This window comes from Psychrobacter sp. (assembly GCF_036731945.1).
Lineage (GTDB): Bacteria > Pseudomonadota > Gammaproteobacteria > Pseudomonadales > Moraxellaceae > Psychrobacter.
Genome location: NZ_DAINDI010000011.1, coordinates 21,421 through 47,415, shown reverse-complemented (window position 1 = coordinate 47,415; position 25,995 = coordinate 21,421). Strand labels below are relative to the sequence as shown.

The following is a 25,995-nucleotide window of genomic DNA, read 5'->3' as shown; positions in this document are numbered from 1 at the left end:
TCTTAAGCTATCTAAGTGTAAAAAGCCCTCTTAAATGATAAGAGGGCTTTTTGATTTCACAGGTTAAGAATAAAACTTAAATTAAGAATAAAGCTTAAAGCTGCGTATGCAACCCACATTCACGGCTTTCTTCAACTTTGGTTGGATCAAAGTAATCAAACTCGTTAGGCAAGTTATGCTCTTCAAGATAGACGTCTAAATCCGCGTCTGTTTTTTCAAATAAAGGCGCGACTTTTAACACGCCATCTTTTGATAAGCTTAAAACATCAAGACCTTGGCGGAATTCCGTTTGATCTTTACGAATGGCGTTAAACCAGACATCAGGTTTTAGCTCATCTAGCGCACGGCGAAATGGCTCAAGCTTTACTTGATCAGTGAATTCATCATGTTGCGGATTATCAATGCCTGGGATACCATTCATGGTTGCGTCACGATAGGCGGCCGTTTGCTTAGGAATATAAGTGATGACGTTTAAGTTTAAATCACGGATGACTTTATTGGCAAACTGGTAAGTAGCATCGGTGTTATAGCCAGAATCTACCCACAATACCGTGATATCAGGGCGCTGCTTAGCAACCAAATGCAAAATCGCGGACTCATACGGGCGGAAATTGGTGGTGATAATTGGGTTTTTTGCTTGGCTAAGCGCCCATGCGACGATTTCTTCTGGTGATTTACCTTTTAGTTCTTGGTTGGCTTGATCGATATCTATATTTGGGTGTAATTGGCTCATGATGGATTCCTTAAGGGTAAAAAATATATAAATGATTGATAATAAGTAGGGTGGTGAATATGAATATTAAGCACCAGCAAACATCGGTAAGTCGGCGGCGTTACGACCGTCATAACTACTGGCAAGCGCATTAAATGCTTGGCTGATATTAGAAATAGAGTGCAAATCATGCGCACTTATCACAAAACTGTCGGCGCCTGCGCGTAGCAGATAGGCGATTTGATCGCGGCCAAACTTGCCAGCCATACGAACCTCGCCTTGATAGCCCATTTGGCGTAAGGTTTGGGCGTAACTGAAACCGCGTCCGTCCGTGAAAGCGGGGACGTGAATCACAATCAAATCTTGCTGTAATAAAAACTCTGGAATACGCGTCAGCACTTCGGTGTCGCTATCGGATGTCACCCAGACACCGGAACGGCTAATATGCTCGGCCAACAATTCACGGACTTGTTGTAATAGTCCGCCTGCAATATTGCCTTTAGCATCTAATAAATCAGCAAGCGGTAAAACGACCTCGAGTTTTTCTTGTTTTTGCAGCAGCTCTAACAAAGATATATCGGTCAGGGTAATACCGTCAGGCAGCTCATTGGTGCTAAGCGCAAGCCAAGTGTCAGTCTCACTGATATCGATGCCATCGCTATTGAACACATGGTGATTAGCCATAGACCTTCTCCTTAAAAGGGGCAATACCAATACGGTCAATTAACTCACCAAAGCCTTCGACGTCATTATCATTACTGACGCGCTGCTCAAGGTAGACGTCGATTATCTTTTGTATCGTCGTTGCTACGGCATCGGTCGGCACAGCTTTGCCTAATATCTTACCGAGTTTGGCGTCGTTGCTAGAGTTACCGCCAAGGCTGATTTGATACCAGTATTCACCTTTTTTATCGACCCCAAGGATACCAATATCGCCGGTATGGTGATGGGCGCAGGCATTCATACAGCCAGACATATTGAGGCGTATCTCGCCTAAGTCATAAAGGTAGTCGAGATCATTAAACTGTTTTTCGATTTGCTCAGCGATATTGTGGGTCGTTGCATTGGCAAGCGAACAAAAATCCCAGCCCGGGCAGACGATCATATCGGTTAGGGTATTGATATTTGGACGGGCCAAATGTAGTGCAGCCAACTGCTGCCATAACTCGTACAAACGGTTGGTTTGTACATCGGCAAAGACCAGATTTTGCTGATAAGTGCCGCGCAGCTCGCCAAAGCTATGTTCGTCAGCGAGGTCGGCGAGGGCGTCCATTTGCGACTCAGTAATATCACCTGACGGTACGTAGCGTCCGTCGACCAAGCCTGCTTTTAACGAAATGACCACCGCGCGGTAGCCTGCGATTTTATGCGCCACAGTATTTTGCTGGTACCAATTGGCAAAATCTTTATCAGCCTCTAGTTGCTGCTGCAAGTCCGACTGTACCTGTAGTGCATCAAAGCTGAGATAATTAGGCTCGGTAAAATAGCTGCTGGCCTTGTCAAAGTTGGCATCGGTCAAGGTCAACGGCCCATCTTTGATATTGGCTTCCCATTCGGCATCGACCAATTTGGCAAACGCCGGGCCGCCCATGCTATCGACCAATATCTTGATACGCGCTTTGAATTTATTGTCGCGGCGACCATGCAGATTATAGACACGCAAAATCGCATCTAAATAGCTGAGCAGATGCTGGCGCGGTAAAAATGTATTGATGGTTTTGCCAATCACTGGCGTACGTCCAAGTCCGCCCCCGACAATCACCTCAAAGCCAAGCTCGCCTGCGTCATTTTTCTTTAAATGGAGTCCGATATCATGTACCTGCGTTGCCGCGCGGTCTTTTGCCGTACCGATGACGGCAATTTTAAATTTACGCGGTAAAAAAGCAAATTCCGGATGAAAGGTTGACCATTGACGAATAATCTCACAATAAGGACGAGGATCGGCGATTTCTTCCTTATGAATACCCGCATAAGGGTCGGTGGTGGTATTACGAATACAGTTGCCCGAGGTTTGGATAGAATGCATTTGCACCGATGCCAATTCGGCCAAAATATCTGGCACTTCTTCAAGTTTTGGCCAGTTCAGCTGCATATTGGTACGGGTGGTAAAGTGGCCGTAACCTTTATCATATTTACGGGTAATCTCAGCCAATTTGCGTAATTGATAGGTTGCCAGCAAGCCATAAGGCACGGCGATACGTAGCATCGGTGCGTAGCGCTGGATATACAGCCCGTTTTGTAAACGCAGCGGTAAAAACTGCTCTTCTGGCAGCTCACCTGCCAAAAACCGCTCGGTTTGGTCGCGAAACTGGGCGACTCGTTCCTCTACCAAGGTTTGGTCAGCGTAATTATATTGATACATGACGTAATCTCAATTTTGTTTTTAACTTAAAAAGCCGCGACGAAAATGATTTGCGTGTGATCGCTTGTATTGCCAATCGCAAGGTAAACAATTCAGAGTCACATCATATAAGCTTAAATCTATAAACATAAATTCCTTTAAGACATATCCATATCCAAACACAGCATAAATTTTCATAACCAAAGTTAGGTAGCCTATGTTTATCAAATTTAAGCGCTCATTCTCCTGACCAACTATCTCTCAATTTCATTATTAAGGTTTTAAAAATGACATCTACCAATCCCAATCGCTCCTCATCAAAACTTGTTCCGCCGCACGGCAGCAGCGAGCTAAAACCATTACTATTAAAAGGTGAGGCGCGCAAGCAAGCATTAAAGCTTGCCAGCACGTTGCCGACGATTACCTTAAGCTCTCGTGAGCGTGGCGATTTGATTATGCTTGGGATTGGCGGCTTTACCCCGTTAAATGGCTTTATGAATCAGGCAGATTGGCAAGGCGTCGTGGATAATATGCGCCTGCAAAGTGGCGACAATGCTGGCTTGTTTTGGCCGATTCCTATTACCTTATCAGCGCCAAAAGCAACCGCCGACAGCCTAAACCAAGGTGATAAAGTGGCATTGGTCGCAAAAGATGGCGAGATTATGGGTATTTTGACGGTAGAAGAAACCTATACCATCGATAAAGCCCACGAGTGTCAGCAAGTCTTTACCACCACCGATAGCGAGCATCCGGGCGTACAGCAAGTACTTAACCAAGGTGACGTCAATATCGCCGGTCACGTTGAAGTACTAAGCGAAGGCGAGTTCCCAACCTTATACCCAGAGATTTATAAGACGCCTGCTGAGACGCGCGAAATTTTGGATGCCAAAGGCTGGAAAACCGTTGCCGCCTTCCAAACGCGTAATCCGATGCACCGCTCGCACGAATACCTTGCCAAGATTGCTATCGAAATTTGTGACGGCGTATTGATTCATTCATTGCTCGGCGCGCTAAAACCGGGCGACATCCCAGCAGAAGTGCGCCAAGAAGCCATCAAGACCTTGATTGATAATTACTTTAGAGCAGACACCGTTATCCAAGCTGGGTATCCGCTCGATATGCGTTATGCTGGACCACGCGAGGCGCTACTACATGCGGTATTCCGTCAAAACTACGGCTGTAGTCATCTGATTGTTGGTCGTGACCATGCGGGCGTTGGTGATTATTATGGCGCGTTTGATGCGCAAACCATCTTTGAATATGTTGGTAAAGACGACTTGATTACGCAGCCGCTAAAAATTGGTTGGACGTTTTGGTGTAATGCTTGTAACGCCATGGCTTCTGATAAAACTTGCCCGCATGAAGCATCTGAGCATGTCAAGGTTTCAGGCACCAAGCTACGTAAAGCATTGTCAGAAGACCTCGATGTACCAGAGAACTTTAGCCGTCCTGAAGTGCTAGAGATTTTACGTCATTACTATGCTGGTATCGCTAAGGAAGAACGTGCTGAGGTGAAGTTGGTCGGTGCCTCTGCAGTATAAGAACCTTAATATTTAAAAAAGATAATGCGCAAGAAAAAAGGTGTCAGAATAAATATCTGGCACCTTTTTTTTATCTCATTTTATTATCTAAAATAGGCAATTAAAGCTATTAATTGAGCGCTAAATCACCCTCAAGCTTTTGATAGTCGCCAACGAGTGAAGCTCCACCCGAACAAAAATAATTCAGTGCATATTTATCTTGGCTATCAATGGTCAAGATATCATCTTTAAACTGGAAAAAGGCGGTACTGTCATTAACCTTAGCTTGGAAAATAACACCGTGCGCCTCGTCTTGACCCATTAATGTCGCTTTACCATCGAAGTGACAAGTGGGTTTTTTCACATCGCTACGCGCTCGTACTTTAATATCAATTTGCTCGCCATTGTCTGCGCCGTCAGCTCTTATCATCACACCTACCCAATCATAGCCTTGGGCACGCTTGGCATAATCTTCAGAAGCGTAATCGCCAACGACCATCTGCACCGCTGGCGTGACAGCAGCGTTTGGTTGCTGAATCGTTTGGTTATTAACGCTTGACGTTACGTTATTACAGCCACTTAAGGCCAATAAAGTCATAGAGGTCGTTAAAATACCAACAAAAAAGCGTGAGTGACGAGCATAACGAGGTGGAGACTTGATCATTGCATTACCTTTAATAAAGGGGTTAGTAAACAGGAAATAAGTGAAAGCGGATCGGCTAAGTTTTATCAGTGCAGCGCCTGATATATAACAAGCTAAGGGATAATATCGACTCTATAGAGGCTCGTCTAGAGCCTAAGCAATACCGTAACTTACTCAAAAGTGTCTGCTTATCACAAAACTACAAAAATACCGAGGAAAAACAAGCACTTTAGAATAACTAATAAAATTACTTATGCCAAGTTAATCACTCGATAAGCGTATTTGTCACTAAGCAATTGTCTCGCAGGCTGTTAGCATATTGCTCATTATCCATAGAACCGAATTTCGAAACGCAAGGTTTTTATCCCTATTATTAGAGAGCAAATATGCAACCAAAAAAAAAGAGCAGTCAAAAAACACCTCCCAAGCCCATTAATGTGCGTGCTCCTTTCGGCATTCAACCTAAAAGTATTGGCACAGTGCTCGCCAATCGCTTTAGTTATACCGTCAATCTTGCCAGCAGTTTTGGTCTTGGTAGTGTGCTCGCAGCGGCGGTGCTGATCACAGGCTGTAAGCCTACCGAAGCCAATCAAAATAACGCTGCCAATGAGGCAAAAAATATTGATTTATTAAATGTGTCTTATGATGTGTCACGCGACTTTTATAAAGACTACAACCTGTTGTTTAATGCAAATTATCAACAAAAACACCAAGGTATTAAGGTGAATATCAACCAATCGCACGGCGGATCGAGCAAACAAGCGCTAGCGGTTGCTAATGGCTTGCAGGCAGATGTCGTTACTCTCAACCAAGAAAGCGATATGAATTTGCTGGTTGAAAAAGGCTTGGTGGCTAGCGATTGGCAACAGGCATTGCCAAACAATGCCGTGCCTTATAGCAGTACCATGGTACTCCTAGTTCGTGCGGGTAACCCAAAAGGTATCAAAGATTGGGCAGACTTAGCCCGTAACGATATCGCCGTGGTGATACCAAATCCCAAGACCAGTGGCACGGCGCGTTATGCCTTTTTGGGCGCTTATGGCTACGGCTTACATCATTTTAAAGAAAAGGTGCAAAGCCCCGCCAAAACCGATGCTTTTATCAAAAAACTACTGGCAAACGTCGTCACCTATGACAATGGCGCGCGTGCTGCCACCACGACCTTTACCCAGCGCGGTCTTGGTGATGTTTTAATCACCACCGAAAACGAAGCGCATCTGGCTGCTAAGCAGTTTGCCAAAGGTCAGGTCGATATCTTATATCCAAGTTACTCGATTGTGATTGCCAACCCTGTGGCTGTCGTTAAAACCGTAACCGATAAAAAAGGCACCACCGCCGCGGCAAATGACTATTTAACAGGCCTATGGTCGACGCCCGCACAAGAGCTGATGGCACACATGTATATGCGCCCTAGTAATGCCAAGGTGCTTGCCGCCCACAGCAAGACCTTACCTGAAATTGCAACCTTTGAGCCGGTGGCGCTATTTGGTGATTGGGACAGCATCATGGCGACGTTCTTTGTCGATGGCGGGCGTTTTGATCAGTTAGCGAAGGTGAAGTAGAGCAGGGTTTTGAATAGTTATAAGCAATTTTTATAGGCAAATAATACAAGTGTAAAGGCTATTTAAGAGATTGCTCGTTTAAGTGCTTGATAAAGCTGTATTTTAATTACCATTACTTCATTATTCCATTTTGGCAATAACATACGCATATTCATCATTAAACATAATAAGCTGGCGCTGTTAGCATACTTGCATCATTTAATAAATATCATCTAACAGACACCTTTGAGGGATTTATGAAAGACGCAGCAGGCTATCAACAAAGAAGTAAAACACTTAACGTCTTGAGCATTGCAGGCGTTGCATTGACCTTAGGTATTGCGGGCTGTAGCAATAACGAAAAGACAGAAACGACTGCTAATGCAGAAGGCACGCCCGCTGCCGCAGAAGGACAAAATATCGAACTGCTAAACGTCTCTTATGATGTGGCACGCGACTTTTATAAAGACTACAACCCATTATTCGTTGAGCACTATAAAAGCGAGAATCCAAACAGCAATATCTTAATCAAGCAATCGCACGGCGGCTCTAGTAAGCAAGCATTGTCGGTGGCTAACGGTTTACAAGCCGATGTGGCGACCATGAACCAAGGCTCAGATATCGAGCTACTTGAGAAAAAAGGTTTGGTTGAAGCGGACTGGGAAAGCAAATTCCCAGATAACGCCGTACCTTTTACCAGTACCATCGTATTTTTGGTGCGTAAAGACAATCCAAAAGGTATCAACGATTGGCAAGACTTGACCAAAGAAGGCGTTGAGATTGTTATGGCCAACCCAAAAGTCACGGGTAATGGTCGTTATGCCTTCTTAGGCGCTTATGGTTATGGTTTGCATGCCTTTAATAAAGATGAAGCTAAGGCAAAGAGCTACGTCAAAGACATGCTAAAAAACGTCAAAGTCTATGAGAATGGCGGACGTGCAGCGACGACGACGTTTGTTCAGCGTGGTATCGGTGATGTCTTGGTCACCTTTGAAAATGAAGCCAACTTGGCTGCCAAAGATTTTGGTGCAGGGCAAGTCGATATTGTTTATCCAAAATACTCTATCAAGTCTGAGAGCCCAGTCGCTGTTGTGAAAACCGTGACCGATAAAAAAGGCACCACCGATGCGGCAAAAGCCTATCTTGATTACTTATGGAGCGAGCCTGCGCAGCAATTGGCAGCCAATTTATACTTGCGCCCAAGTGTAAAGAGTGTGCTTGATAAAAACAGCGATAAATTGCCACCTATCGATACTTTCCGTCCAAACGATGCCTTTGGTACGTGGGATGAAATCATGAGCACTTACTTTAGCGATGGCGGCGTATTTGATCAATTGGCCGTTAACGCGCCAAAGTAAGCCGCTAGTACGCTGACTGATTGCGCCATTTATAAATTTTCTTAAATAACGTTTAAACCGTCAGTTTTACCATAACGTCCAAGCACCTAAAGGACATGGCTATCCACGCTGTGTCCTTTATCGCTTACACAGACCAATAATAAATACATCTGATAGCACGTGGTGCTTACAAGCAGCAAATAAGCGCCAGCAGTTAGGCAATAGGACATCACTATGAGTGCAACAACTTCTCCTGCCAGCAAACCCATCAAGAAAGGGTGGCTGACGCGCTTGCGTCAACGTAATGTGCTACCAGGGTTTGGGCTAAGCATGGGCATCACCGTCTTTAGCTTATCGTTACTGGTGGTGCTACCGTTTGCCATGATGGCCTATACCACGACACAAATGGGCTGGACGGGTTTTTGGGAAACCATTACCCAGCCGCAAGTCACCGCTGCTATCAAACTCAGTTTATGGATGTCGTTTTTGGCGATGCTCACCAATATGGTGTTTGGTACGCTGGTCGCTTGGGTGCTGGTGCGCTATGAGTTTTGGGGTAAGTCGCTGATTAATGCCTTGGTTGATTTACCATTTGCACTACCGACAGCCGTTACCGGTATCTCGCTTGCGACCCTGTATGCACCCAATGGTTTAATCGGCCAGTGGTTTGCCAAATTTGATATTCAAGTGGCCTTTACGCCGCTCGGTATTTGGCTCGCTTTAGTGGTCGTCAGTTTTCCCTTTATCGTCCGTGCGGTGCAACCAGTATTAGCAGAATTGTCCGTTGAATTTGAAGAAGCGGCGGCGGTATTGGGTGCCAATCGATTTACGACCTTTCGTAAGGTAATTTTACCAGAGCTATTGCCGGCTTTACTCATGGGAGCTGGCATGATGTTTGCCCGTGCCACTGGCGAGTATGGCTCGGTGATTTTTATTGCTGGTAATATTCCGATGCAGTCTGAGATTTTACCCTTAATCATTATTAGTAAGCTTGAGCAGTTTGATGTGCAAGGCGCATCCGCTGTTGCACTCTTTATGCTACTGATTTCGTTTGTGATTTTATTGACCATTAATATCGTACAGTGGAAGCTGTCGCGCCGCGTAGGAGCCCGCTAATGCAAATTTCTAATAGCTACGACTACCAAAGCAATCCAGCGACCAAAGACACGCCGTGGATACGCCGTACTTTTATCGGTATCGCTGTGTTGTTTATGGTGGCGATGTTGGTGGTGCCACTTTTAGCAGTGTTCTATGAAGCCTTTAAAAACGGCTGGCAGTTGTATATCGCTTCACTGGTTGACCCTGAAGCTTTGCAAGCAATTAAATTAACCTTAATTACGGCGGCGATTGTGTTGCCGATTAATATGGTGATGGGTATTGCAATAGCTTGGCTTGTGACCCGTTATCAATTTAAAGGTAAGCAGCTGGTAACCACCTTGCTTGATTTACCGTTTTCGGTATCTCCGGTGGTGGCAGGATTGATGTTTGTGCTGTTGTTCGGGCTGAACTCTAGCATTGGCGGCTGGCTTGAGAGCATGGGCTTTCAGGTGATTTATGCTGTACCAGGGATTATTTTAGCGACGTTATTTGTGACTTTTCCGTTTGTGGCGCGTGAGCTCATACCCTTGATGCAGACCCAAGGCGATAGTGAAGAGCAAGCGGCATTAACTTTAGGAGCTAGCGGTTGGCAGACCTTTTGGCATGTGACACTACCCAATATCAAATGGGCGCTGCTGTATGGTTTGATTTTGACCAACGCACGGGCGATGGGCGAGTTTGGCGCAGTAAGCGTGGTATCTGGTCATATCCGCGGTGAAACCAACACCATGCCACTATTGGTTGAGATTGCTTATAACGATTATAACTTTACCGCCGCCTTTGCTTTATCGAGTTTGCTTGCAGCGTTAGCGCTGGTGACATTGCTAATTCAGCAAGTGATGACCAAGCTGCAAGAGCGCAAATTCGCCAAGTCTGAGCGTTTAGCAAGTGCGCCTGAGTTGCCAGTTAGTGCCAATGCTAGTAGTGCTGGCAATGTTAGCAAGGCGTCAAACACTAAAGACGCTAAGAAAGCGTCAGATACGGATGCTACTTTAGCGAAAAGCACAGGCAGTTTATAAGCGCTATTTTACAAATCCGTCGGCACTAAAAGCATAGGCCAAGCCAAAAATATAATAAGAGAACCCATTATGAGTATCGAGATTCGCAACGTTAATAAAAAATTCGGTAACTTTACCGCCTTAGATGATATCAATATCACCGTACCAACGGGCAAGTTGACGACGTTGCTTGGTCCGTCAGGCTGCGGCAAAACCACCTTGCTGCGTATCATTGCAGGTTTAGAATACGCGGACTCTGGGCAGATATTATTTGATGAGCTCGATGTCACCAATACGCCAGTGCAAAAGCGCCATATCGGCTTTATGTTTCAGCACTATGCGTTATTTCGCCACAAAAACATTGCCGATAATGTCGGCTTTGGCTTAACCTTGCTACCGAAGAATGAGCGCCCGAGTAAAGCGGATATCAATAAGCGCGTTGCTGAATTGCTAGATTTGGTGCAGCTGCCGCAAGTTGCCAATGCTTATCCGCATCAGTTGTCAGGTGGTCAGCGTCAGCGTATTGCGCTGGCACGAGCCTTGGCAGTAAAGCCAAAATTATTATTACTTGATGAACCGTTTGGCGCGCTAGATGCGAAGGTACGTAAAGAGCTGCGCACTTGGCTAAAAAATATCCACCACGAGCTGGGTATTACGAGCATTATGGTAACCCACGACCAGGAAGAAGCGCGGGCGGTATCGGATGAGATTGTGGTGATGAATCAGGGCCGCGTCGAGCAAGTAGGGACGTCAGAGGAGCTGATTCACCAGCCAGCAAACGCCTTTGTCAGTGATTTTTTAGATTTAGTCTAATTTAGGCTTAAAGGCGTATTTTAAGGCAGTGCTTAAAAACGAAGCTTGAAAACAAAAAAGACCTATCATTGATAGGTCTTTTTTATGTGCTTAATTATTTGTTGTTAGCCTTTCTCAACCTGCTTCTTTTTAATATTAAGCAGGCTTCGGCATATTGATATCTTTGGTCGATATTTGCTTATAGGTGATTTCTAAAATATCTTGGCACCATTCTGGCAAATCATCAGACACTTCATACCACATCCACGTCCCATCACGAACACAGCTTAAAATGCCCAGTTTTTTCAAATGATTTAAGTGACGCGAGATGGTCGGCTGCGGCTGATCGAGTATTTCTACCAGTTCACCAACACAGCGCGACTCTTTATTAAATAAGATTTGAAAAATCTTTAAGCGCGTTGGGTCAGACAAGACTTTAAATAACTCAAGTGGCTGTATCGTAGAATTATTATTAGACATAGAACAATTCCAATATAGATTTAGTTAATAGGGGGTCAATATAACAGCAGTTAACGGTAAAATCGATTAAAAAATGAGCAGATTTACAGTTCGTCGCCATTTTACTACCTTTGGTACTTTGTGGTTACACCTAAGACTGTATTCAGTTACATGGATAAAGTTAGGGTAATATATCTTTTAGCCGTACCTAATATGACGGATAAATATACCAAATACTATTGTAAATGGTAATAATTATCGTTATTATAAAGCATAACCAGCTAGATATTCATAGTAGGAGCCGCACATGTACGTATGTATCTGTAACGACGTCAAAGACAAACAAATCAAAGCTGCCATTGCTTCAGGCATTGACACATTAGAAGGGTTAAAAGACACTCTAGATGTAGCGACGTGCTGTGGCTGCTGCGAACCTATGGTCAATGACTTTCTTGACGAACATCATGCCAAGCTTGATGCGCTGGCCTACGCAGTTTAAGAGACAGTTTAAACATTTGCCTGTATCCACTTCTATTGCTAATCCCTCAAATCACGTTTCTGTTTTCCCTCTATCTGTAGTGTTTTAGCCGCTAATTTTCCTTTATCCACGTTCAAATCGTCTTTTTATGGTTATTTATAGTTAAAAGCCATTACTATAAAAGATGATAAATAACTCAAAAGGCTAATGCGGCTCTACTTTATAACTATCTCTGTTTGCCTTTATAAATCGTCTATTAAGATTACTCGCTAAACGCTATTGGTGTAAGCGAGTTAATTATAATTCTCAATTAGCATCTTATTCTTAGTTCATATCGTTACAAGCGCTACGGCGTGCCTATGCTACTATATCTGCCTAACTTTGTAAGACGTTTGATGGATTTTAATCTTTACTGATTAGTTTACGAATGGTACTTTAACTATATCTATTATTGTGAATGTATTGGTAGGCAAATAAAAATATAGGAGTATGAGTCATGATAGGCAGCCAAAAGGTCATTGATTATTTAAATTTTTTGTTAGGTGGCGAGCTTGCGGCTCGTGATCAGTACTTCATTCATTCTGAGATGTATGCAGAATGGCATTACGGTAAATTATACGACCGTATCCACCATGAGATGCAAGATGAAACGCAGCACGCGCAAGCGATTATCCGCCGTATCTTGATGTTAAGCGGTACGCCTAAGATGCGCGTCAATGAGATTAATATTGGCGCAACGGTTCCTGAAATGCTGCAATTGGACCTTGACTTAGAATATCAAGTACAGCAGCATCTAAAAGACGGTATTGCGCTTTGTGAAGCAGAGCACGATTATGTGACGCGTGAGATGTTGGTTGAGCAGCTCAAAGACACCGAAGAAGATCATGCCCATTGGTTAGAGCAGCAGCTGCGCCTGATTGATATGGTTGGTCTGCCCAATTATTTACAAAGCCAGATGGCGGAAGTGTCTCCTGATATTGTTTAGTATTTTATATATTAAGCAGTTTTCACGAATATTAAATTGATAAATGAGTAAGCAGGACAGGGAGAACAGCATGAAAGGGGATAAAGAAGTTATTCGCGCACTCAATCAAGTGCTCGGTCAGTCATTAATCGCCATCAATCAGTATTTTTTGCACGCCCGTATTGCCCGCCATTGGGGATTAGAGGCATTAAACGAAAATTTCTATAAGCAATCTATTGCAGAGATGAAATGGTCGGATGACCTTATTGCGCGTATTTTATTGTTAGGCGGTCTGCCAAACCTGCAAGATTACGGCAAAATGTTCATCGCAGAAGATGTGCCTGAAATGATTGACTGCAACTTGCGCTTAGAAAAGCAGAAGTTTTCTATCATAACTGATGCGATTACCTTGTGTGAGAGCAAGCGCGACTATGTCTCGCGTCATTTATTGGTTATCCTAAAAGATGGCAATGAAGAGTATCAAGATTGGCTTGAAACCCAAGAGGACTTGATTAAAGACGTTGGTATTGAAAACTATATCCAGTCACAAATGGATGATGACCACACGCCTTAAAGTTATAAGAATTGCCGATACTTGCCAGCGTAACCTAAAATGAGTTTTAGATTAACTGATTTTAGGTTACGCTGGCATTTTTATGTTTAATGCTTTTTTAATGTCTGTTACTTTTAGAGATAAGTATTTTTTAATACCAGTAACTTAATACAAGCCGCGACCGTCTTCAGGTTTGAGGCGTAAAAAGTATAAACCTGAAAGGATGGTTAATATACCCAGTATCCAATAGGTCTGAAAGGCGACCAAAGTATCAAGCTCGAAGCGCTCCCGCAGTAGATTCAAGACCGCCGCCCCAAAGGCGATACCAAAGCTAATCGCCAATTGCTGATTGACCGCCATTAAGCTGTTACCGCTACTGGTCTGCGCGCCCTCTAAATCACCGATAGTAATGGTATTCATGGCGCTAAACTGCATGGAGTTACAGGCGCCCATAACGGTCAAAATAGGGATAAACCAAATCCAATTTGCCGCATCATTAAACTGCGCTAAGACAATAATAAGCAGGCCTATCAAAAAGGTATTGGCCACCAACACTTTGCGGTAGCTAAAGCGCTGAATAATTTTACTGACCCAAGGCTTGATACCGATTGCACCAACGGCAATAGGCGCAAGCAGCCAACCTGCTTGCGACGGTGAGTATTCAAACACCACTTGTAGCAACAGCGGCAATAAAAAGGGCACGGCACTGATGCCTAAGCGAGTGAATAGGTTGCCAGTAATACCGATACGAAAGGTGCGAATATTAAACAAACTTAGTGGAAATAATGGCGCTGCACGGCGTTTGGCATGCCACACATAAGCGCCTATCAAGATGCTGGCGCCGAGTGCGAGCAGCAAACCGTAAAACCCGCGCCCGGTCTGCGAGCCAAACTCGACCGCCAAAGTAAATCCACAAGCAGCGGCGGCAAATAAAGCAAAACCCGTCCAATCTAAACGCTTGGTATCTTCAAATAATGCCGGTACCAGTTTTTTACCCATGATAAAACCAAATATACCCATCGGGATATTGATGAGAAATATCCAATGCCAGCTGGTATATTGCACGATATAACCGCCCAATACTGGCCCAACTAAGGGCGCGATTAATGCGGGTATCACCGCAAAGTTCATCACGGTTAACAGCTTATTGCGCGGATAAGATTTGACCAATATGAGACGCGCCACAGGGGTCATCATCGCACCACCAATACCTTGGATGACGCGCGAACCAATCAATAAATTCAACGTTGGGGAGGCAGCACACAATAGTGAGCCGATACAAAAGATGATCACGGCATATAAAAACACCCGCCGCGTGCCATATTTATCAGCCAAAAAGCCGCTGATAGGAATAAAAATCGCCAAGGTTAGCGCGTAGCTGATGACTGCCCACTGCATTTTTAATGGTGACTCGCCAAGGGCTTGCGCCATTTGCGGCAAAGAGGTGTTTAAGATGGTAGCATCTAAAATCTGCATAAATAGCGCCACCGCCAAGACATAGGGTAGGTATTTATCTTGCGTTGGGGTTAGGGTTACCATATTGTCATCACCATGTTTTTTGACCTCATCTTTTGACTTCTGTTGTTAAGACCATCTCTAAAAAGCCGTTAAGTTGGGGTAGTATAAAAACAACCGACTATGAGTTAAAGAGTAGCAAAGTAACGGTATGCACGCAGTTATTAGAAGTTTGCCCTCAAACGCTTTGCTATTCCTGCTCGTTACTTTTAAAAATAGGTTACAAGACAGGGCTTTAACTGAAGATTTGCTATAGTAGAATTGTCATATATGATGAGGCGGGAATGATAAAAATTTTCTTGGCTGGCTATGCTTACGGCGATAGATGCTGCAAAAATCATATCAATTCAATTCTACTGGCTCTCTTTTATAGAAAAATAAAAATAGGAAGTATTATGAGTAGTGATAATAACCAATCAAGCAATATCCAAAACGACATTCAAAACAACCATACCAATGCCTATAAGCCACCTAAAGTATGGAAAAACGACAGCGAAAATGGTGGTAAGTTCGCCAGTATCAATCGCCCAACGGCTGGCGCGCGCCATGAGCAAAAACTGCCCGTTGGCGAGGCACCTTTACAACTGTATTCACTAAATACCCCGAATGGCGTCAAAGTAAATATCCTGTTGGAAGAGCTGGCTGAGCTCAATATTAAAGGCGCTGAATATGACGCCTATCAAATTGACATCTCTGCGGGCGATCAGTTTGGCTCAGGGTTTGTCGCTATCAACCCCAATTCTAAAATCCCGGCGCTGGTTGATTATACTGATGCTTTAAATGATAAAAATGCTGGCGAGCCTATTGCGCTTTTCGAGTCGGGGGCTATTTTATTACATTTAGCGGAAAAGTTTGGCAAATTTATCCCGATGCAGCAAGGTAAAGCGCGCGCCGACTGTTTGTCTTGGCTGATGTGGCAGATGGGTAGTGCGCCGTTTTTAGGTGGCGGTTTTGGGCATTTCTACGCCTATGCGCCCGAACCGCTAGAGTATCCTATCAATCGCTATACGATGGAGACCAAACGCCAGCTTGATGTGCTAGATAAGCATCTCAAAGACCATGAGTATATGTGCGGTAATGAGGAGGCGGACTATAATATCGCTGATATGATTATCTGGGCATGGTACGGTCAGCTGGCGCTGGGCAAGCTTTATGATGCGGCAGAATTTTTACAGGTAGATGATTATAAAAACGTCAAACGATGGGCACAAAAAATCGCCGACCGTCCAGCGGTAAAACGCGCCGTAGAGTTAGAATTAAAGCCTATTGTTTAAAGGTTTAACTTTATCAGTTTATATTTAAATAGTCGTAGCAAAACATAAGTTTTCATAAAAAGGTTAATAAGCCATTGCTTGTTAACCTTTTGCTTTCTTAATATCTGTTATTCCAAATATATTTATCGATATATCGCTTTTTGACTATACTTTCGTCTTTACATAATGGTACATTAGTATAACAGATAGAAACATTAGTACGTTAAGATAGCAGCCACCGCCTTCTTGGGCAGGTGTTGATATTTCTTCTATTAATGAGTAATGACTATGAAGAAGAATAAAACTCAGCCTATACCACTGCCTCTATTCAATGAGATGGTTTTTCTACCTTCACCATTCACTCGTCAATCCCATCGCGCATGTAGTCTGCTAACAGACAATGCTCCTAGCAAAAACAATCCGCATAGAAAAAACATTTTGATAAAAATAAAAAAGTTGCCTTTATTCATGACAAAAAAAATGATACTACCGTTATTTGCTGCCCTTAGCGCCGCTTTATTGAGTTCCGTGACGCAGGCTGCCACGCCTGTAAGCTTTAGTAATCAAGACTGGGAAGTCGCTTGCGACAATACCCGTACTTGCCGGCTGGCAGGTTACCAAGCGGAGAATAATAGCGATTTACCTGTGTCTTTATTATTGGTGCGCCGCGCAGGAGCGAATGCTACCGTCGATGGCAAAGTAAAGCTTGGCGGTGCCAAAGAAAGCTCTGCTAAAGCGCTGATGCAGCTTGGTAATCGCCATCGTATCTCGCTGTTTATTAATGATAGAGATTATGGAGAAACCAAGCCTTACTCAGTAGCCGCAGGTCATGCCGAGCTAACCTCAGCGCAGGTGAGCGCGCTGCTCGATGCCTTGACCAAATCCAGCAAAATTGAGCTGGTGATTCGCAATACGCGCTGGCAGTTATCGGATAAAGGGGCCAGTGCAGTGATGCTCAAAGCCGACGAAGCTCAAGGCCGAGTAGGGACTTCAAGCGCTTTTATTAGCAATAACACCAGTAAATCTAATAGTGGCATCTTATCGCCGCAAGCCGCTCCTTCACTACGACTGGTCACTCCTAATCCTAACGCCCTCTCTAGTAGTAAGAAAAAATTTGCCATGCGCTCATCGCAGTTGGCAGAGATGATGAAAACCACCATGAAAGATGTCAACACTGAATGCCCAAACTTGGCGGATAAGACAGCGTGGCGCGTCAGCCGTCTAAATAGTAAGCAGCTCCTCGCTCAGCATGATTGTTGGACGGGCGCTTATAACACGGGTACGGGCGTTTGGGTACTCAATGACAGTAAGCCTTATAAGCCGACATTGGTGACCACCAGTGCAACCGATTATAGCAATGGCAAAATAACCTCAGTGCAAAAAGGTCGCGGGCTTGGTGACTGCCTAACTAAAAGTGAGTGGATCTGGACAGGCACAGCGTTTGAGAAAAGTCATGAAAGCACCACAGGTATGTGCCGACTGATAGAGGCGGGCGGCGCTTGGCAACTGCCAACCTATGTGACGGAAGTGAAAATGTCGCGTTAATTTCGCGCACGTTAGAAATTATTGTATTAAAGATAAAGGCGTTGAAGCGGCTGTGTTAGAGACTGGCGCAGCGGTTTTTACGCCTAAATTTTTTGAGATATGACCTATTTTTATCATAAACAGAAAAATAGGTACTGTTTGCTTTTATGTTGTGCTATACTGCGTCGCCACGTTAGCATAGACTAGCGTGAATTATGAGATTGATAACATCGCCTGCGATTTTGGGTCTAGGATGACCATAAGTAATTGTTGCCGATGATTTTGTGTACTTAAATAACCTTTTCTATTAATAGTGAAAAATCCGTTATTTTTGACTCATATCTTATCTACTGACCGCTATATCGGTTAGATTGGTTGTTACCAGCCTTTATCTGCTTTGGACAAAGCATTGATAATGCGCTTTTAGCAAACAAGGATAAGACACTCGGCACTACCACCAAAATACGTCAGACAGCACGAACGCCTTTATAATATGGACAAGCTTTATAGCTTGGCTTTTGATTGTTAAGCCTTTTTAAGGTGAGACAATAATTGTATAAATGCGGCGTGATGAACGGTTATCAGTGGTATGCATCAAGCTTGCTGAATTTACAGCAGCTTATACTTACCAAGGATTACTATGACTGACATCTTATCTGCTATCGCCGCTGAAAACGGCATCATCGACAGCACTGACACCCCAAACACAACTACAACTGCTGATACCAATAATCAAGCGGCTACTACTGACGCTGCTGAAGAAAATAAAATCACTTTTAGCGACCTTGATATTGCCAAGCCGATTTTAACCGCGCTTGATCGCGTCGGCTATACCAACCCAACACCTATTCAAGAACAAGCCATTCCTTTTGCTCTAGCGGGTCGCGACTTATTATTGTCAGCGCAAACCGGTAGTGGTAAAACTGCGGCATTTGTTATCCCAGTACTTGACCGTTTAAGCCGTGCCACTAGCTTTGACAAATTAACCAAAGCCCTTATCTTAACGCCAACGCGTGAGCTTGCTCAGCAAGTACATGACAGCGTTCGCACCTATTCAAAAGACATGCGCGGTTTGTTCTGTGTGCCATTAGTCGGCGGCGCACCATACAACGGTCAGATTACTGCACTAAGAAAAGGCGTTCAAGTGATTGTTGCGACGCCTGGTCGTTTACTTGACCATATCAAAGCGGGTCGCGTTGATTTATCAAATCTTGAAGTTTTGGTACTTGATGAAGCTGACCGCATGCTAGACATGGGTTTTGCTGATGATATCAACGATATCTTGAAAGCGGCTCCTGATAATCGTCAAACCATCATGTGTTCAGCGACTTGGGATGGCCCTGTTGGCAAGATTGCGGCGAGCTTCACCAAAAATCCTGAGCGCGTATCAATCAAAGTTGAATCGGCACATATCGAAGAAAAAGTATACTACTGTGATGATTTTGATCATAAAAACCGTTTGCTTGATAAAGTTGTTTGTGACAAAGATATGGAACAAATCATTATTTTTGCAGCGACTAAACGTAGTACGGAAAAATTGGCCAAACAGCTGCAAGAAGCGGGTCATAAAGCCAGTTTCTTACATGGCGATTTGCCGCAGAGCAAGCGTAACCGTATCGTACAAGACTTACGTAATGGCAAGGTTAAAATCCTAGTAGCGACCGACGTTGCTGCTCGCGGTCTTGATGTACCAGCGATCTCACACGTTATTAACTATGACTTGCCACGTCAAACCGAAGATTACGTCCACCGTATCGGTCGTTGTGGCCGTGCTGGTCGTACTGGTATTGCTATCAGCTTATGTAGCATGGATGATCGTCCACAGCTAAACGCTATCAACCGTTACTTAGATCGCAAAATGGAAGTCTGTGTTATCGAAGGTATGGAACCTAAGAAGACTTATGTACCGAGCGAAAACAAAGGTAATGGTCGTGGCCGTGGTCGCGGACGCTCTAACGGCGGTGGTCAAGGCCGTGGTCGTTCAGCAGGCGGTTATGCAGGTCGTTCAAACGGCGGCGGTAATGGTCAAGGCCGTGGTCGCTCAAGCGACAGCGCGCCGACTGGTCAACGCGCCAGCAATGACAGCGGCTATCAAGGCAAACCAAGTGAGCGCTCAGGTGGCAAACCCTATCAAGGCAAACGCACAGGCGCGCCTAGCCGTGGTGACGGTACCAGCGCACCACGTGGTGATCGCGCTGCAACCGGTCGCGGTCGTCCAAGTGGCAGCCAAGGTCGCCCAGCGAATCGCTCTGACAGCCGTGGTCAAGGTCGTCCAACAGGCGGCAACCGTGGTAGAAACTCGTAATAACGTTATAATAAATGGTTAATAATGGCTTAAATAAATGTCATTATTAATCATATAGCGTCATATTAAAAAGCCAGATACTTGTTATCTGGCTTTTTTGTGCGTCAAAGTTTTGTCAAAATACTTGTATGTTTCACTAATAAAAAGTCAACGATGCTATATCGTTGCTTGCGCGTCTTTTTCGCCTTGTCTATACTGACAGGCTTTTAATCATCGTGTGCTGCGGAGCTGTCTGATGCCCGATATTTCTCATTTAGCCATTGATAATTTGCCGTTAGCCTTTGGTATTATCATGGCCATTATTGGTTTGGTGTTTTATACCCAAGGGCTGCCTGGTAAGTTTTGGCGCCGCTTTTATGCCGTACTGCCGGGTATTGTGCTGTGCTGCTTTATTCCCGCTACCCTAAATAGCTTGGGTGTCTTTGCTGATGGTATTGGTTCGCAGATTTATGGTTTTACCGCCACCTATCTGTTGCCAGCCAGTTTACTATTGATGACCTTGTCGATGGATGTGCCAAAAATATTAGGTTTAGGCTGGAAAGCCATTGCAATGTTTTTTGCGGCCAGTGTTGCCATTGTTATTAGTGGTCCGATTAGCTTAGGTATTGCCAAATGGATATCACCTGAGATGTTTACCGACGATACCTTATGGCGTGGGTTTTCAGCGGTGGCAGGTAGCTGGATTGGCGGGGCAGCAAACCAAGCAGCGATGAAAGAGCTGTTCGGCGTCAGTGATGATTTATTTGGCATGATGATTTTGGTCGATACCACCAATGCTTCATTATGGCTATTGGCGATTTTGGTCATGGCCAAGCACAGCGCGAAGATAGATAAGTTTTTACGGGCGGATAGCAGTAGTATTGATAAAGTGATTGCCGCGGTGGAAAGCTATGAGCGTGACCATGCGCGTCCTGCCACTATCAATGATTTGATGGTGATGTTTGGCTTGTGTTTTGCCATGGTTGGAGTGGCGCATTTCGCAGGTGGGCAGATAGCAGGCTTCTTTGCACCCTATAGTTGGGCAGTGCAATACAGCTTTGCCAGCTCGTTCTTTTGGATGGTGGTGATCATCACCCTAATAGGGGTGGTGTTTTCCTTTACCAAAGTCCGCCGTCTTGACCATGTTGGCGCTTCCAAAATCGGGACGGTATTTATCTTTGTCTTAATCGCGGCTATCGGCATGCAAATCAATCTCGCCGGCATTGTCTCGCAGTGGCGCTTACTACTCATTGGTCTACTATGGATGAGTATTCACGTTGTGATTGTTTTTGCGGTTGCTAGAATGATTCGTGCGCCATTCTTCTTTTTGGCAGTTGGTTCTAATGCCAATACTGGCGGCGCGTCATCAGCACCGATTGTCGCTACGGCATTTCACCCATCACTAGCGCCAGTTGGCGTTTTCTTGGGTATTTTAGGCTATGCCGTGGGTACTTTTGGTGGTTATATCAGTACCCAGATGATGCGGCTAGTGGTGGGGTAAAATTTAGCTGTTTTTATTCTTTATACCATTCATTGGTATCTATAAACGCCTGCAAACTTTGGGTTTTAATGAAGGTCAGCTTCTTATCGTAAGTTTCCACTATGTTTTTATGTCTGTTGATGGCATACAGCCTGCCTTCAGGATCATAAAGATTCGTTCTAACATCATAGTATTTCATATCAAGTACCACTTTACCTGATAAATTCATTAAACCTAAATTATTGGCTTCACCAACGGTCTCGCTGTCAGCGCTTTTATCTTTGACGACTGCTAAATAAGCGGGGTAAATAAGAGATTGTATATAATCATATGCTATTGGTGCTACAACGCTGCCGTTATGAGCAAAAATACCGTGTTTGCCATTTTTTCCTACGATGTATAGCAGTAGAGGGGCTTTGTTCTCACCCCATACAGCCTCATAGTTATTTGATAGCCCTTGTAGTTCTAAAGAATCATAAACGGCTGGTATGATGGTTTTACCCTTGTAGTCAATCACCCCGTATTTATCGTCGTTTGTTTTTACGATGATATTGTTTTCATTATTTGATCGCTCAATTGCAGCATATTGTGACAAATCACTAATCAGTACTTTGCCTGACGTATCTATTAATACTTTTTTGCCATTTAATTGGGCAAGGATGCTGTCGTTATAGATACGCTCATACATATCCTCATATATAGGCTGAATAAGTACCTTCTTTTCTTTTACGCTGAATAAGCCGTATTTGCCGTCTTTTTCAATCACACTCATATTGTCTAAGTAATCAAGTTTATTATCCACAAATCGATAGTCAGAAAATGGCGTTATGATACTGCCAAATTCATTAGTGAGTTGTTGCTGATTGCCTTTGGTAAAGACAATACCGATATTATCCTCGGTTCCATGTGAGTCGCTAAGTGGGGTAATATCATCATAAATAAGTGCTTTTACTGTCTCATTATTATCTATCAGTAAGCCATACTTATTGTCTTTTTTTACCTTTATAAACCTATTGAAATAGCTGAGTTCATCGTAAATGATGGGTATCAATACCTTGTTGTTGCTATTAACCAAACCAAACTTATGATTTATTTGAGCAATATATGAGCTATTAGATGGGTTGTATAGGGTCGCTCCAAGCGTATTATCCGCTTCTTCAGTAGCTTCTTCAGCGCTTGTAGCCTCATAAATGACTTCCTCTTCAGTACTGGCGTCCTCCCCATTTTTTAATAATTGACTCTCTATTTCATGCAAAGTGTAAGTACTGTCTTCATTTAGCTCAAGGCCATCATAGAATTCACTGACCTTAAGTTTGCTATCAGCGCCCTTGGTAACAATACCTATTTTTTGATTGTAGGCGGCCAAGATAGGAGCGTTATATTGGCTATACTGACTGTATAAATAGTCAAAGCTCGCTGGTAGTACGATGGCCCCACTATTATTAATGATGCCGTACTGACCAGATTTTTTATACTCATATAAATGGCTGTTTAGCAGTCTAATACTGGCGTCAGATTTTATTAGCGGTACACCTTTACCATTTATTAGGTTTTCGGAAATAACGGTCTCTCTATTCAAATGACCAATATTGCCAGTGCCTTTAGGAACGTAGGACTTAACACTGAATATCTGCTTATCTTCATTAAAGTTTTCGATATCTATATTTTTGGTAAAGGGTACGACGACTTTTTGATACTGATCGATTAAACCAACTTTGTCCCCTAATTTTGCCTTCATAAACAGACGTTCATTAGGGCAGGTGTCTAGCAACTCTAACTGGTCATACACAGGGGTAATCAAAGTCTGTTTTTTATCATTGATTAAACCGTATTTACCATCTTTTGAAATCATAAAGTAGGTAACGTTATTAGTTTTATCCGCATACAGATAATTAGTTTGGATATCTTTATCGAATACTTTGCTGGCAGGATAAAGCCAATCACCTGCGCTATTGGCTATTGCGGTGGCTTCTTTACTACCAAAATACTTGGTTAGATGATAAAAATTATTGTCTAAAACCTCAATAGCACCATATTTGAAGTCTAAAACCATCTTTCCAGTTGCATCAATAGCGCCAAAGTAGCCATGACGTTTGGCGACAATACGCCCATCTTCATAGGCTTTGATGTCATATAACTTGTCTTGAACGACAGCACCTTTATCATCGATAAGCTGATAATAAGCATTGTTGGCTGTTAATGTTAGCTTATGAGGGTGGGCGTTGTTTAGCTCATCAATTTCAATGGAATACAATTTACCTTGATCACAACTACAAGTGTCGGCGTGGGCGCTTTGTGTCGTTGTTATTGAAACGATGGTAAGTGATGCTAACGCTAACGAGATAGCTAAGCTTAATTGACGTACCTTAGTTGCAAGTGATTTGGCGTTCATAGTGGTTCTTGGCATATTTAATCAAATTTTGTTGGTAGTAGGAGTTGAAATTTACCCTATATATAGATTCATTGGCAATAGCTTTGTTTGCTTAATAGGAGATAAACAAACTTTTTATAGCTACAGCTGTACACTCACAGTCAAAAACTCTGCACGCACAGTCCATCTATTTGACCAAAACCTAGCTATAGTGAAAAAGCTTGATCATTAGGATAGATGATAAGCCAGATAAAGCGCACGCTGAAGGATAAGGATAAATGGTCATATAGACCGGAATATTCTTTTATTTCGCCTATGCAAATGCACTTGTTCTGACCCAAATTTCTCGACAAGGAGTCTTTTATGAGCAACGCTCACCCCTCTATAGATCCCATTACCTTGTCTGTCGTACGTGGCGCCCTAGAAACGGCGCAGCGTGAGATGACAACCACCTTAGAAAAAACCGCCCGTTCGAGTGTCTTTAACTTAGCTCATGACTATAGTAATGCGCTGTTTGATCATTTGCCTGAGATGATTTTGCAAGGGCAAGACATTCCCATTCATTTAGGCTCACTGATGCCCGCCATGAAAGCTGTCGCCGAATATTATGGTGATGACATTCATGAAGGCGATGTGATTTATCATAACGACCCTGTGATGATGGGCAGCCATATCCTAGATTGCTGTATGTATAAGCCGGTATTTTATAAAGGTGAGCTGGTCTTTTGGACAGTCTGTAAAGGTCATGTCACTGATATCGGTGGTCCTGTACCCGCCGGCTATAATCCTGATGCTAAAGAGATATATGCCGAAGGCTTACGCATTCCGCCCATTAAGATTTGGGAAAAAGGCGTCAAACGCCATGACGTCATTAATTTGCTGCACAGTAATATGCGCTCACGCCGTAATCAAGAAGGCGATCTTAATGCTCAGTACGGCGCGTGTGCCGTCGGTGAGCGCAACATGATTGCGCTGTTAGACAAATATGGCATTGAGACGGTGCGCGGCGCGATTGAAGAGCTAAATAGTATGGCTGACCATCATATGCGCTCGTTAATCTCGTCTATCCCAGATGGCGATTATCATGGCGAGGCAGTATTAGAAGACTCAGGTCATGGCTTAGGTGATATGACCATCAGCGCCGACATTGTCATCAAAGACAGCGACGTGCATATTCAAATCACCAGTCCGCCGCAAGTCCCTTATTTTATCAACTCTTATGCTGGTAACTCGATGTCAGGGGTATTGCTTGGGCTAATGATGTTTGCCCAAGTAGAGCCGCCGTATAACGAAGGCTTATATCGCTGTGTGACCGTTGATTTGGGTGAGCATGGCACTTTATGTAATGCCAAGGAACCAGCGCCGCACGTTAACTGTACGACCACGCCGATGGAAACCTTAACTGACGCAGTACGAATGGCATTTGAAGCGGCCGCGCCAGAGCGTGTTACCGCCTCTTGGGGGCATTCATCAGGGATTAATATCGCTGGTATCGACCCAAAAACTGGCGAGCAATACGTCACCATGATTTTGGCGTCTATTATTTCAGGCGCTGGTGCAACCCAGCAGATGGATGGCTGGCACGCTTGTGGGCCATTAAGCTGCTTTGGCGCGTTAAGCTCGGGAGACATTGAGCTTTTAGAGTACCAGTATCCTATCTTGATCCATAAATATGGCTTGGCAGAAGACAGTGGCGGCGCAGGCGAGTACCGCGGCGGCTGTGGTACGGTTTGGGAAGTTGAGCCATTAGATCATACTATGACGGTTATTGCCTTTGGCGAAGGTCGCCAGCATCCTACTATGGGCGCTGGCGGCGCGGAACAAATCTCACCTGAGCTCAAAGTTGGGCGTCTAGAGATACTACATAAAGACGGGCAAACGGACTTATATAGAAAAAACACTGTTACGGAAATCACGCCGGGTGAACGCGCGCGCAATATCAATCCGGGTGGCGGCGGCTACGGCAGCTCATTTGATCGCGATATTCAAGCGGTCATCAAGGATGTAAAAGAAAGAATTATCTCAATTGCTGCGGCAAAGATTGAATACGGCGTGGTAATTGACCCAGAAACTTTGACGCTCAATGAAGCCGAAACTGAGTACTTACGTCGCCAGATAACCGCATAAAACAC

At 44.0% G+C, this 25,995-nt stretch carries 21 protein-coding genes; 14 read left to right on the top strand and 7 right to left on the bottom strand.

Translation table 11 applies throughout. The features are described 5' to 3' along the window. Nucleotides 1-94: 94 nt before the first annotated feature. From V7D75_RS03765 to V7D75_RS03755, 3 genes are all read right to left on the bottom strand, one after another. A complete protein-coding gene (locus V7D75_RS03765) occupies nt 95-733 on the bottom strand; it encodes a phosphoadenosine phosphosulfate reductase domain-containing protein (protein ID WP_333613467.1) in 639 nt (212 codons plus the stop codon). A gap of 66 nt (nt 734-799) precedes the next feature. Then, nucleotides 800-1,396: a DUF934 domain-containing protein gene (locus V7D75_RS03760; protein ID WP_333613466.1), complete on the bottom strand. Its 597-nt coding sequence runs from the start codon at nt 1,394-1,396 to the stop codon at nt 800-802. After that, nucleotides 1,389-3,074, bottom strand: coding sequence for a nitrite/sulfite reductase (locus V7D75_RS03755; RefSeq protein WP_333613465.1), 1,686 nt, complete (start codon nt 3,072-3,074; stop codon nt 1,389-1,391). The genes V7D75_RS03760 and V7D75_RS03755 overlap by 8 nt, the downstream gene beginning before the upstream one ends. 266 nt (nt 3,075-3,340) lie before the next feature. On the opposite strand from V7D75_RS03755, the gene sat reads away from it, so the two are divergent. Beyond that, a complete protein-coding gene (gene sat, locus V7D75_RS03750; protein ID WP_333613464.1) occupies nt 3,341-4,594 on the top strand; it encodes a sulfate adenylyltransferase in 1,254 nt (417 codons plus the stop codon). A 109-nt stretch (nt 4,595-4,703) separates the two neighbouring features. Here the strand turns inward: sat and V7D75_RS03745 are convergent, their stop codons facing one another. Next, nucleotides 4,704-5,237 (bottom strand): hypothetical protein, encoded by a 534-nt coding sequence (locus tag V7D75_RS03745; RefSeq protein WP_333613463.1) that lies wholly within the window; start codon nt 5,235-5,237, stop codon nt 4,704-4,706. A gap of 365 nt (nt 5,238-5,602) precedes the next feature. Between V7D75_RS03745 and V7D75_RS03740 the strand changes: the two genes are divergently transcribed. From V7D75_RS03740 to V7D75_RS03720, 5 genes are all read left to right on the top strand, one after another. Beyond that, the gene (locus V7D75_RS03740) at nt 5,603-6,778 is read left to right on the top strand and encodes a sulfate ABC transporter substrate-binding protein (RefSeq protein ID WP_333613462.1); all 1,176 of its coding nucleotides are present in this window, start codon (nt 5,603-5,605) and stop codon (nt 6,776-6,778) included. A gap of 236 nt (nt 6,779-7,014) precedes the next feature. Further along, complete coding sequence (locus tag V7D75_RS03735) at nt 7,015-8,115, top strand: sulfate ABC transporter substrate-binding protein (protein ID WP_333613461.1); 1,101 nt, start codon at nt 7,015-7,017, stop codon at nt 8,113-8,115. A gap of 213 nt (nt 8,116-8,328) precedes the next feature. After that, on the top strand, nt 8,329-9,210 hold the full coding sequence (gene cysT / locus V7D75_RS03730) for a sulfate ABC transporter permease subunit CysT (RefSeq protein WP_144296177.1): 882 nt from the start codon (nt 8,329-8,331) through the stop codon (nt 9,208-9,210). Next, nucleotides 9,210-10,211, top strand: coding sequence for a sulfate ABC transporter permease subunit CysW (gene cysW, locus V7D75_RS03725; RefSeq protein WP_333613460.1), 1,002 nt, complete (start codon nt 9,210-9,212; stop codon nt 10,209-10,211). The genes cysT and cysW overlap by 1 nt, the downstream gene beginning before the upstream one ends. Nucleotides 10,212-10,280: 69 nt before the next feature. Continuing rightward, the gene (locus tag V7D75_RS03720) at nt 10,281-11,003 is read left to right on the top strand and encodes a sulfate/molybdate ABC transporter ATP-binding protein (protein ID WP_082894303.1); all 723 of its coding nucleotides are present in this window, start codon (nt 10,281-10,283) and stop codon (nt 11,001-11,003) included. A 135-nt stretch (nt 11,004-11,138) separates the two neighbouring features. Here V7D75_RS03720 and V7D75_RS03715 read toward each other — a convergent pair whose 3' ends face one another. After that, entirely contained in the window at nt 11,139-11,462 is a 324-nt protein-coding gene (locus tag V7D75_RS03715; RefSeq protein WP_068405491.1) for an ArsR/SmtB family transcription factor, read from the bottom strand. A 286-nt stretch (nt 11,463-11,748) separates the two neighbouring features. Here V7D75_RS03715 and V7D75_RS03710 point away from each other — a divergent pair, with 286 nt between their 5' ends. From V7D75_RS03710 to bfr (V7D75_RS03700), 3 genes are all read left to right on the top strand, one after another. Continuing rightward, complete coding sequence (locus V7D75_RS03710) at nt 11,749-11,940, top strand: (2Fe-2S)-binding protein (RefSeq protein WP_068405488.1); 192 nt, start codon at nt 11,749-11,751, stop codon at nt 11,938-11,940. A 475-nt stretch (nt 11,941-12,415) separates the two neighbouring features. After that, nucleotides 12,416-12,904 carry a bacterioferritin gene (gene bfr, locus V7D75_RS03705; protein ID WP_068405485.1) on the top strand — a complete coding sequence of 163 codons (489 nt, stop codon included), beginning with the start codon at nt 12,416-12,418 and terminating at the stop codon, nt 12,902-12,904. 70 nt (nt 12,905-12,974) lie between these two features. Continuing rightward, entirely contained in the window at nt 12,975-13,457 is a 483-nt protein-coding gene (gene bfr / locus V7D75_RS03700; protein ID WP_068405482.1) for a bacterioferritin, read from the top strand. A gap of 144 nt (nt 13,458-13,601) precedes the next feature. On the opposite strand, the gene V7D75_RS03695 is transcribed toward bfr (V7D75_RS03700), so the two are convergent. Next, nucleotides 13,602-14,975, bottom strand: a complete 1,374-nt coding sequence (locus tag V7D75_RS03695; protein WP_333613459.1) for a DHA2 family efflux MFS transporter permease subunit — start codon at nt 14,973-14,975, stop codon at nt 13,602-13,604. 371 nt (nt 14,976-15,346) lie between these two features. On the opposite strand from V7D75_RS03695, the gene yghU reads away from it, so the two are divergent. The 4 genes from yghU to V7D75_RS03675 all read left to right on the top strand — a co-directional run bounded on the left by yghU (nt 15,347) and on the right by V7D75_RS03675 (nt 21,513). Continuing rightward, on the top strand, nt 15,347-16,225 hold the full coding sequence (gene yghU / locus V7D75_RS03690; protein ID WP_333613458.1) for a glutathione-dependent disulfide-bond oxidoreductase: 879 nt from the start codon (nt 15,347-15,349) through the stop codon (nt 16,223-16,225). 447 nt (nt 16,226-16,672) lie between these two features. Next, nucleotides 16,673-17,749 (top strand): DUF1176 domain-containing protein, encoded by a 1,077-nt coding sequence (locus V7D75_RS03685; RefSeq protein ID WP_333613457.1) that lies wholly within the window; start codon nt 16,673-16,675, stop codon nt 17,747-17,749. Nucleotides 17,750-18,368: 619 nt separating this feature from the next. Further along, entirely contained in the window at nt 18,369-20,033 is a 1,665-nt protein-coding gene (locus V7D75_RS03680; protein ID WP_333613456.1) for a DEAD/DEAH box helicase, read from the top strand. 235 nt (nt 20,034-20,268) lie between these two features. Then, a complete protein-coding gene (locus V7D75_RS03675) occupies nt 20,269-21,513 on the top strand; it encodes a DUF819 family protein (protein ID WP_333613455.1) in 1,245 nt (414 codons plus the stop codon). A 13-nt stretch (nt 21,514-21,526) separates the two neighbouring features. Here V7D75_RS03675 and V7D75_RS03670 read toward each other — a convergent pair whose 3' ends face one another. Beyond that, nucleotides 21,527-23,884, bottom strand: a complete 2,358-nt coding sequence (locus V7D75_RS03670) for a WG repeat-containing protein (RefSeq protein WP_333613454.1) — start codon at nt 23,882-23,884, stop codon at nt 21,527-21,529. A gap of 342 nt (nt 23,885-24,226) precedes the next feature. On the opposite strand from V7D75_RS03670, the gene capB reads away from it, so the two are divergent. Beyond that, complete coding sequence (gene capB, locus V7D75_RS03665) at nt 24,227-25,990, top strand: caprolactamase subunit beta (protein WP_333613453.1); 1,764 nt, start codon at nt 24,227-24,229, stop codon at nt 25,988-25,990. Nucleotides 25,991-25,995 lie beyond the last annotated feature (5 nt).

Coding starts and splice junctions, on each gene's coding strand:
- V7D75_RS03710 (WP_068405488.1), top strand. CDS start 11,749: ATGTACGTATGTATCTGTAACGACGTCAAAGACAAACAAATCAAAGCT.
- V7D75_RS03735 (WP_333613461.1), top strand. CDS start 7,015: ATGAAAGACGCAGCAGGCTATCAACAAAGAAGTAAAACACTTAACGTC.
- V7D75_RS03720 (WP_082894303.1), top strand. CDS start 10,281: ATGAGTATCGAGATTCGCAACGTTAATAAAAAATTCGGTAACTTTACC.
- cysW (WP_333613460.1), top strand. CDS start 9,210: ATGCAAATTTCTAATAGCTACGACTACCAAAGCAATCCAGCGACCAAA.
- V7D75_RS03675 (WP_333613455.1), top strand. CDS start 20,269: ATGCCCGATATTTCTCATTTAGCCATTGATAATTTGCCGTTAGCCTTT.
- V7D75_RS03740 (WP_333613462.1), top strand. CDS start 5,603: ATGCAACCAAAAAAAAAGAGCAGTCAAAAAACACCTCCCAAGCCCATT.
- yghU (WP_333613458.1), top strand. CDS start 15,347: ATGAGTAGTGATAATAACCAATCAAGCAATATCCAAAACGACATTCAA.
- V7D75_RS03670 (WP_333613454.1), bottom strand. CDS start 23,884: ATGAACGCCAAATCACTTGCAACTAAGGTACGTCAATTAAGCTTAGCT.
- capB (WP_333613453.1), top strand. CDS start 24,227: ATGAGCAACGCTCACCCCTCTATAGATCCCATTACCTTGTCTGTCGTA.
- V7D75_RS03685 (WP_333613457.1), top strand. CDS start 16,673: ATGACAAAAAAAATGATACTACCGTTATTTGCTGCCCTTAGCGCCGCT.
- V7D75_RS03695 (WP_333613459.1), bottom strand. CDS start 14,975: ATGGTAACCCTAACCCCAACGCAAGATAAATACCTACCCTATGTCTTG.
- sat (WP_333613464.1), top strand. CDS start 3,341: ATGACATCTACCAATCCCAATCGCTCCTCATCAAAACTTGTTCCGCCG.
- cysT (WP_144296177.1), top strand. CDS start 8,329: ATGAGTGCAACAACTTCTCCTGCCAGCAAACCCATCAAGAAAGGGTGG.
- V7D75_RS03765 (WP_333613467.1), bottom strand. CDS start 733: ATGAGCCAATTACACCCAAATATAGATATCGATCAAGCCAACCAAGAA.
- V7D75_RS03760 (WP_333613466.1), bottom strand. CDS start 1,396: ATGGCTAATCACCATGTGTTCAATAGCGATGGCATCGATATCAGTGAG.
- bfr (WP_068405482.1), top strand. CDS start 12,975: ATGAAAGGGGATAAAGAAGTTATTCGCGCACTCAATCAAGTGCTCGGT.
- V7D75_RS03745 (WP_333613463.1), bottom strand. CDS start 5,237: ATGATCAAGTCTCCACCTCGTTATGCTCGTCACTCACGCTTTTTTGTT.
- V7D75_RS03680 (WP_333613456.1), top strand. CDS start 18,369: ATGACTGACATCTTATCTGCTATCGCCGCTGAAAACGGCATCATCGAC.
- V7D75_RS03755 (WP_333613465.1), bottom strand. CDS start 3,074: ATGTATCAATATAATTACGCTGACCAAACCTTGGTAGAGGAACGAGTC.
- V7D75_RS03715 (WP_068405491.1), bottom strand. CDS start 11,462: ATGTCTAATAATAATTCTACGATACAGCCACTTGAGTTATTTAAAGTC.
- bfr (WP_068405485.1), top strand. CDS start 12,416: ATGATAGGCAGCCAAAAGGTCATTGATTATTTAAATTTTTTGTTAGGT.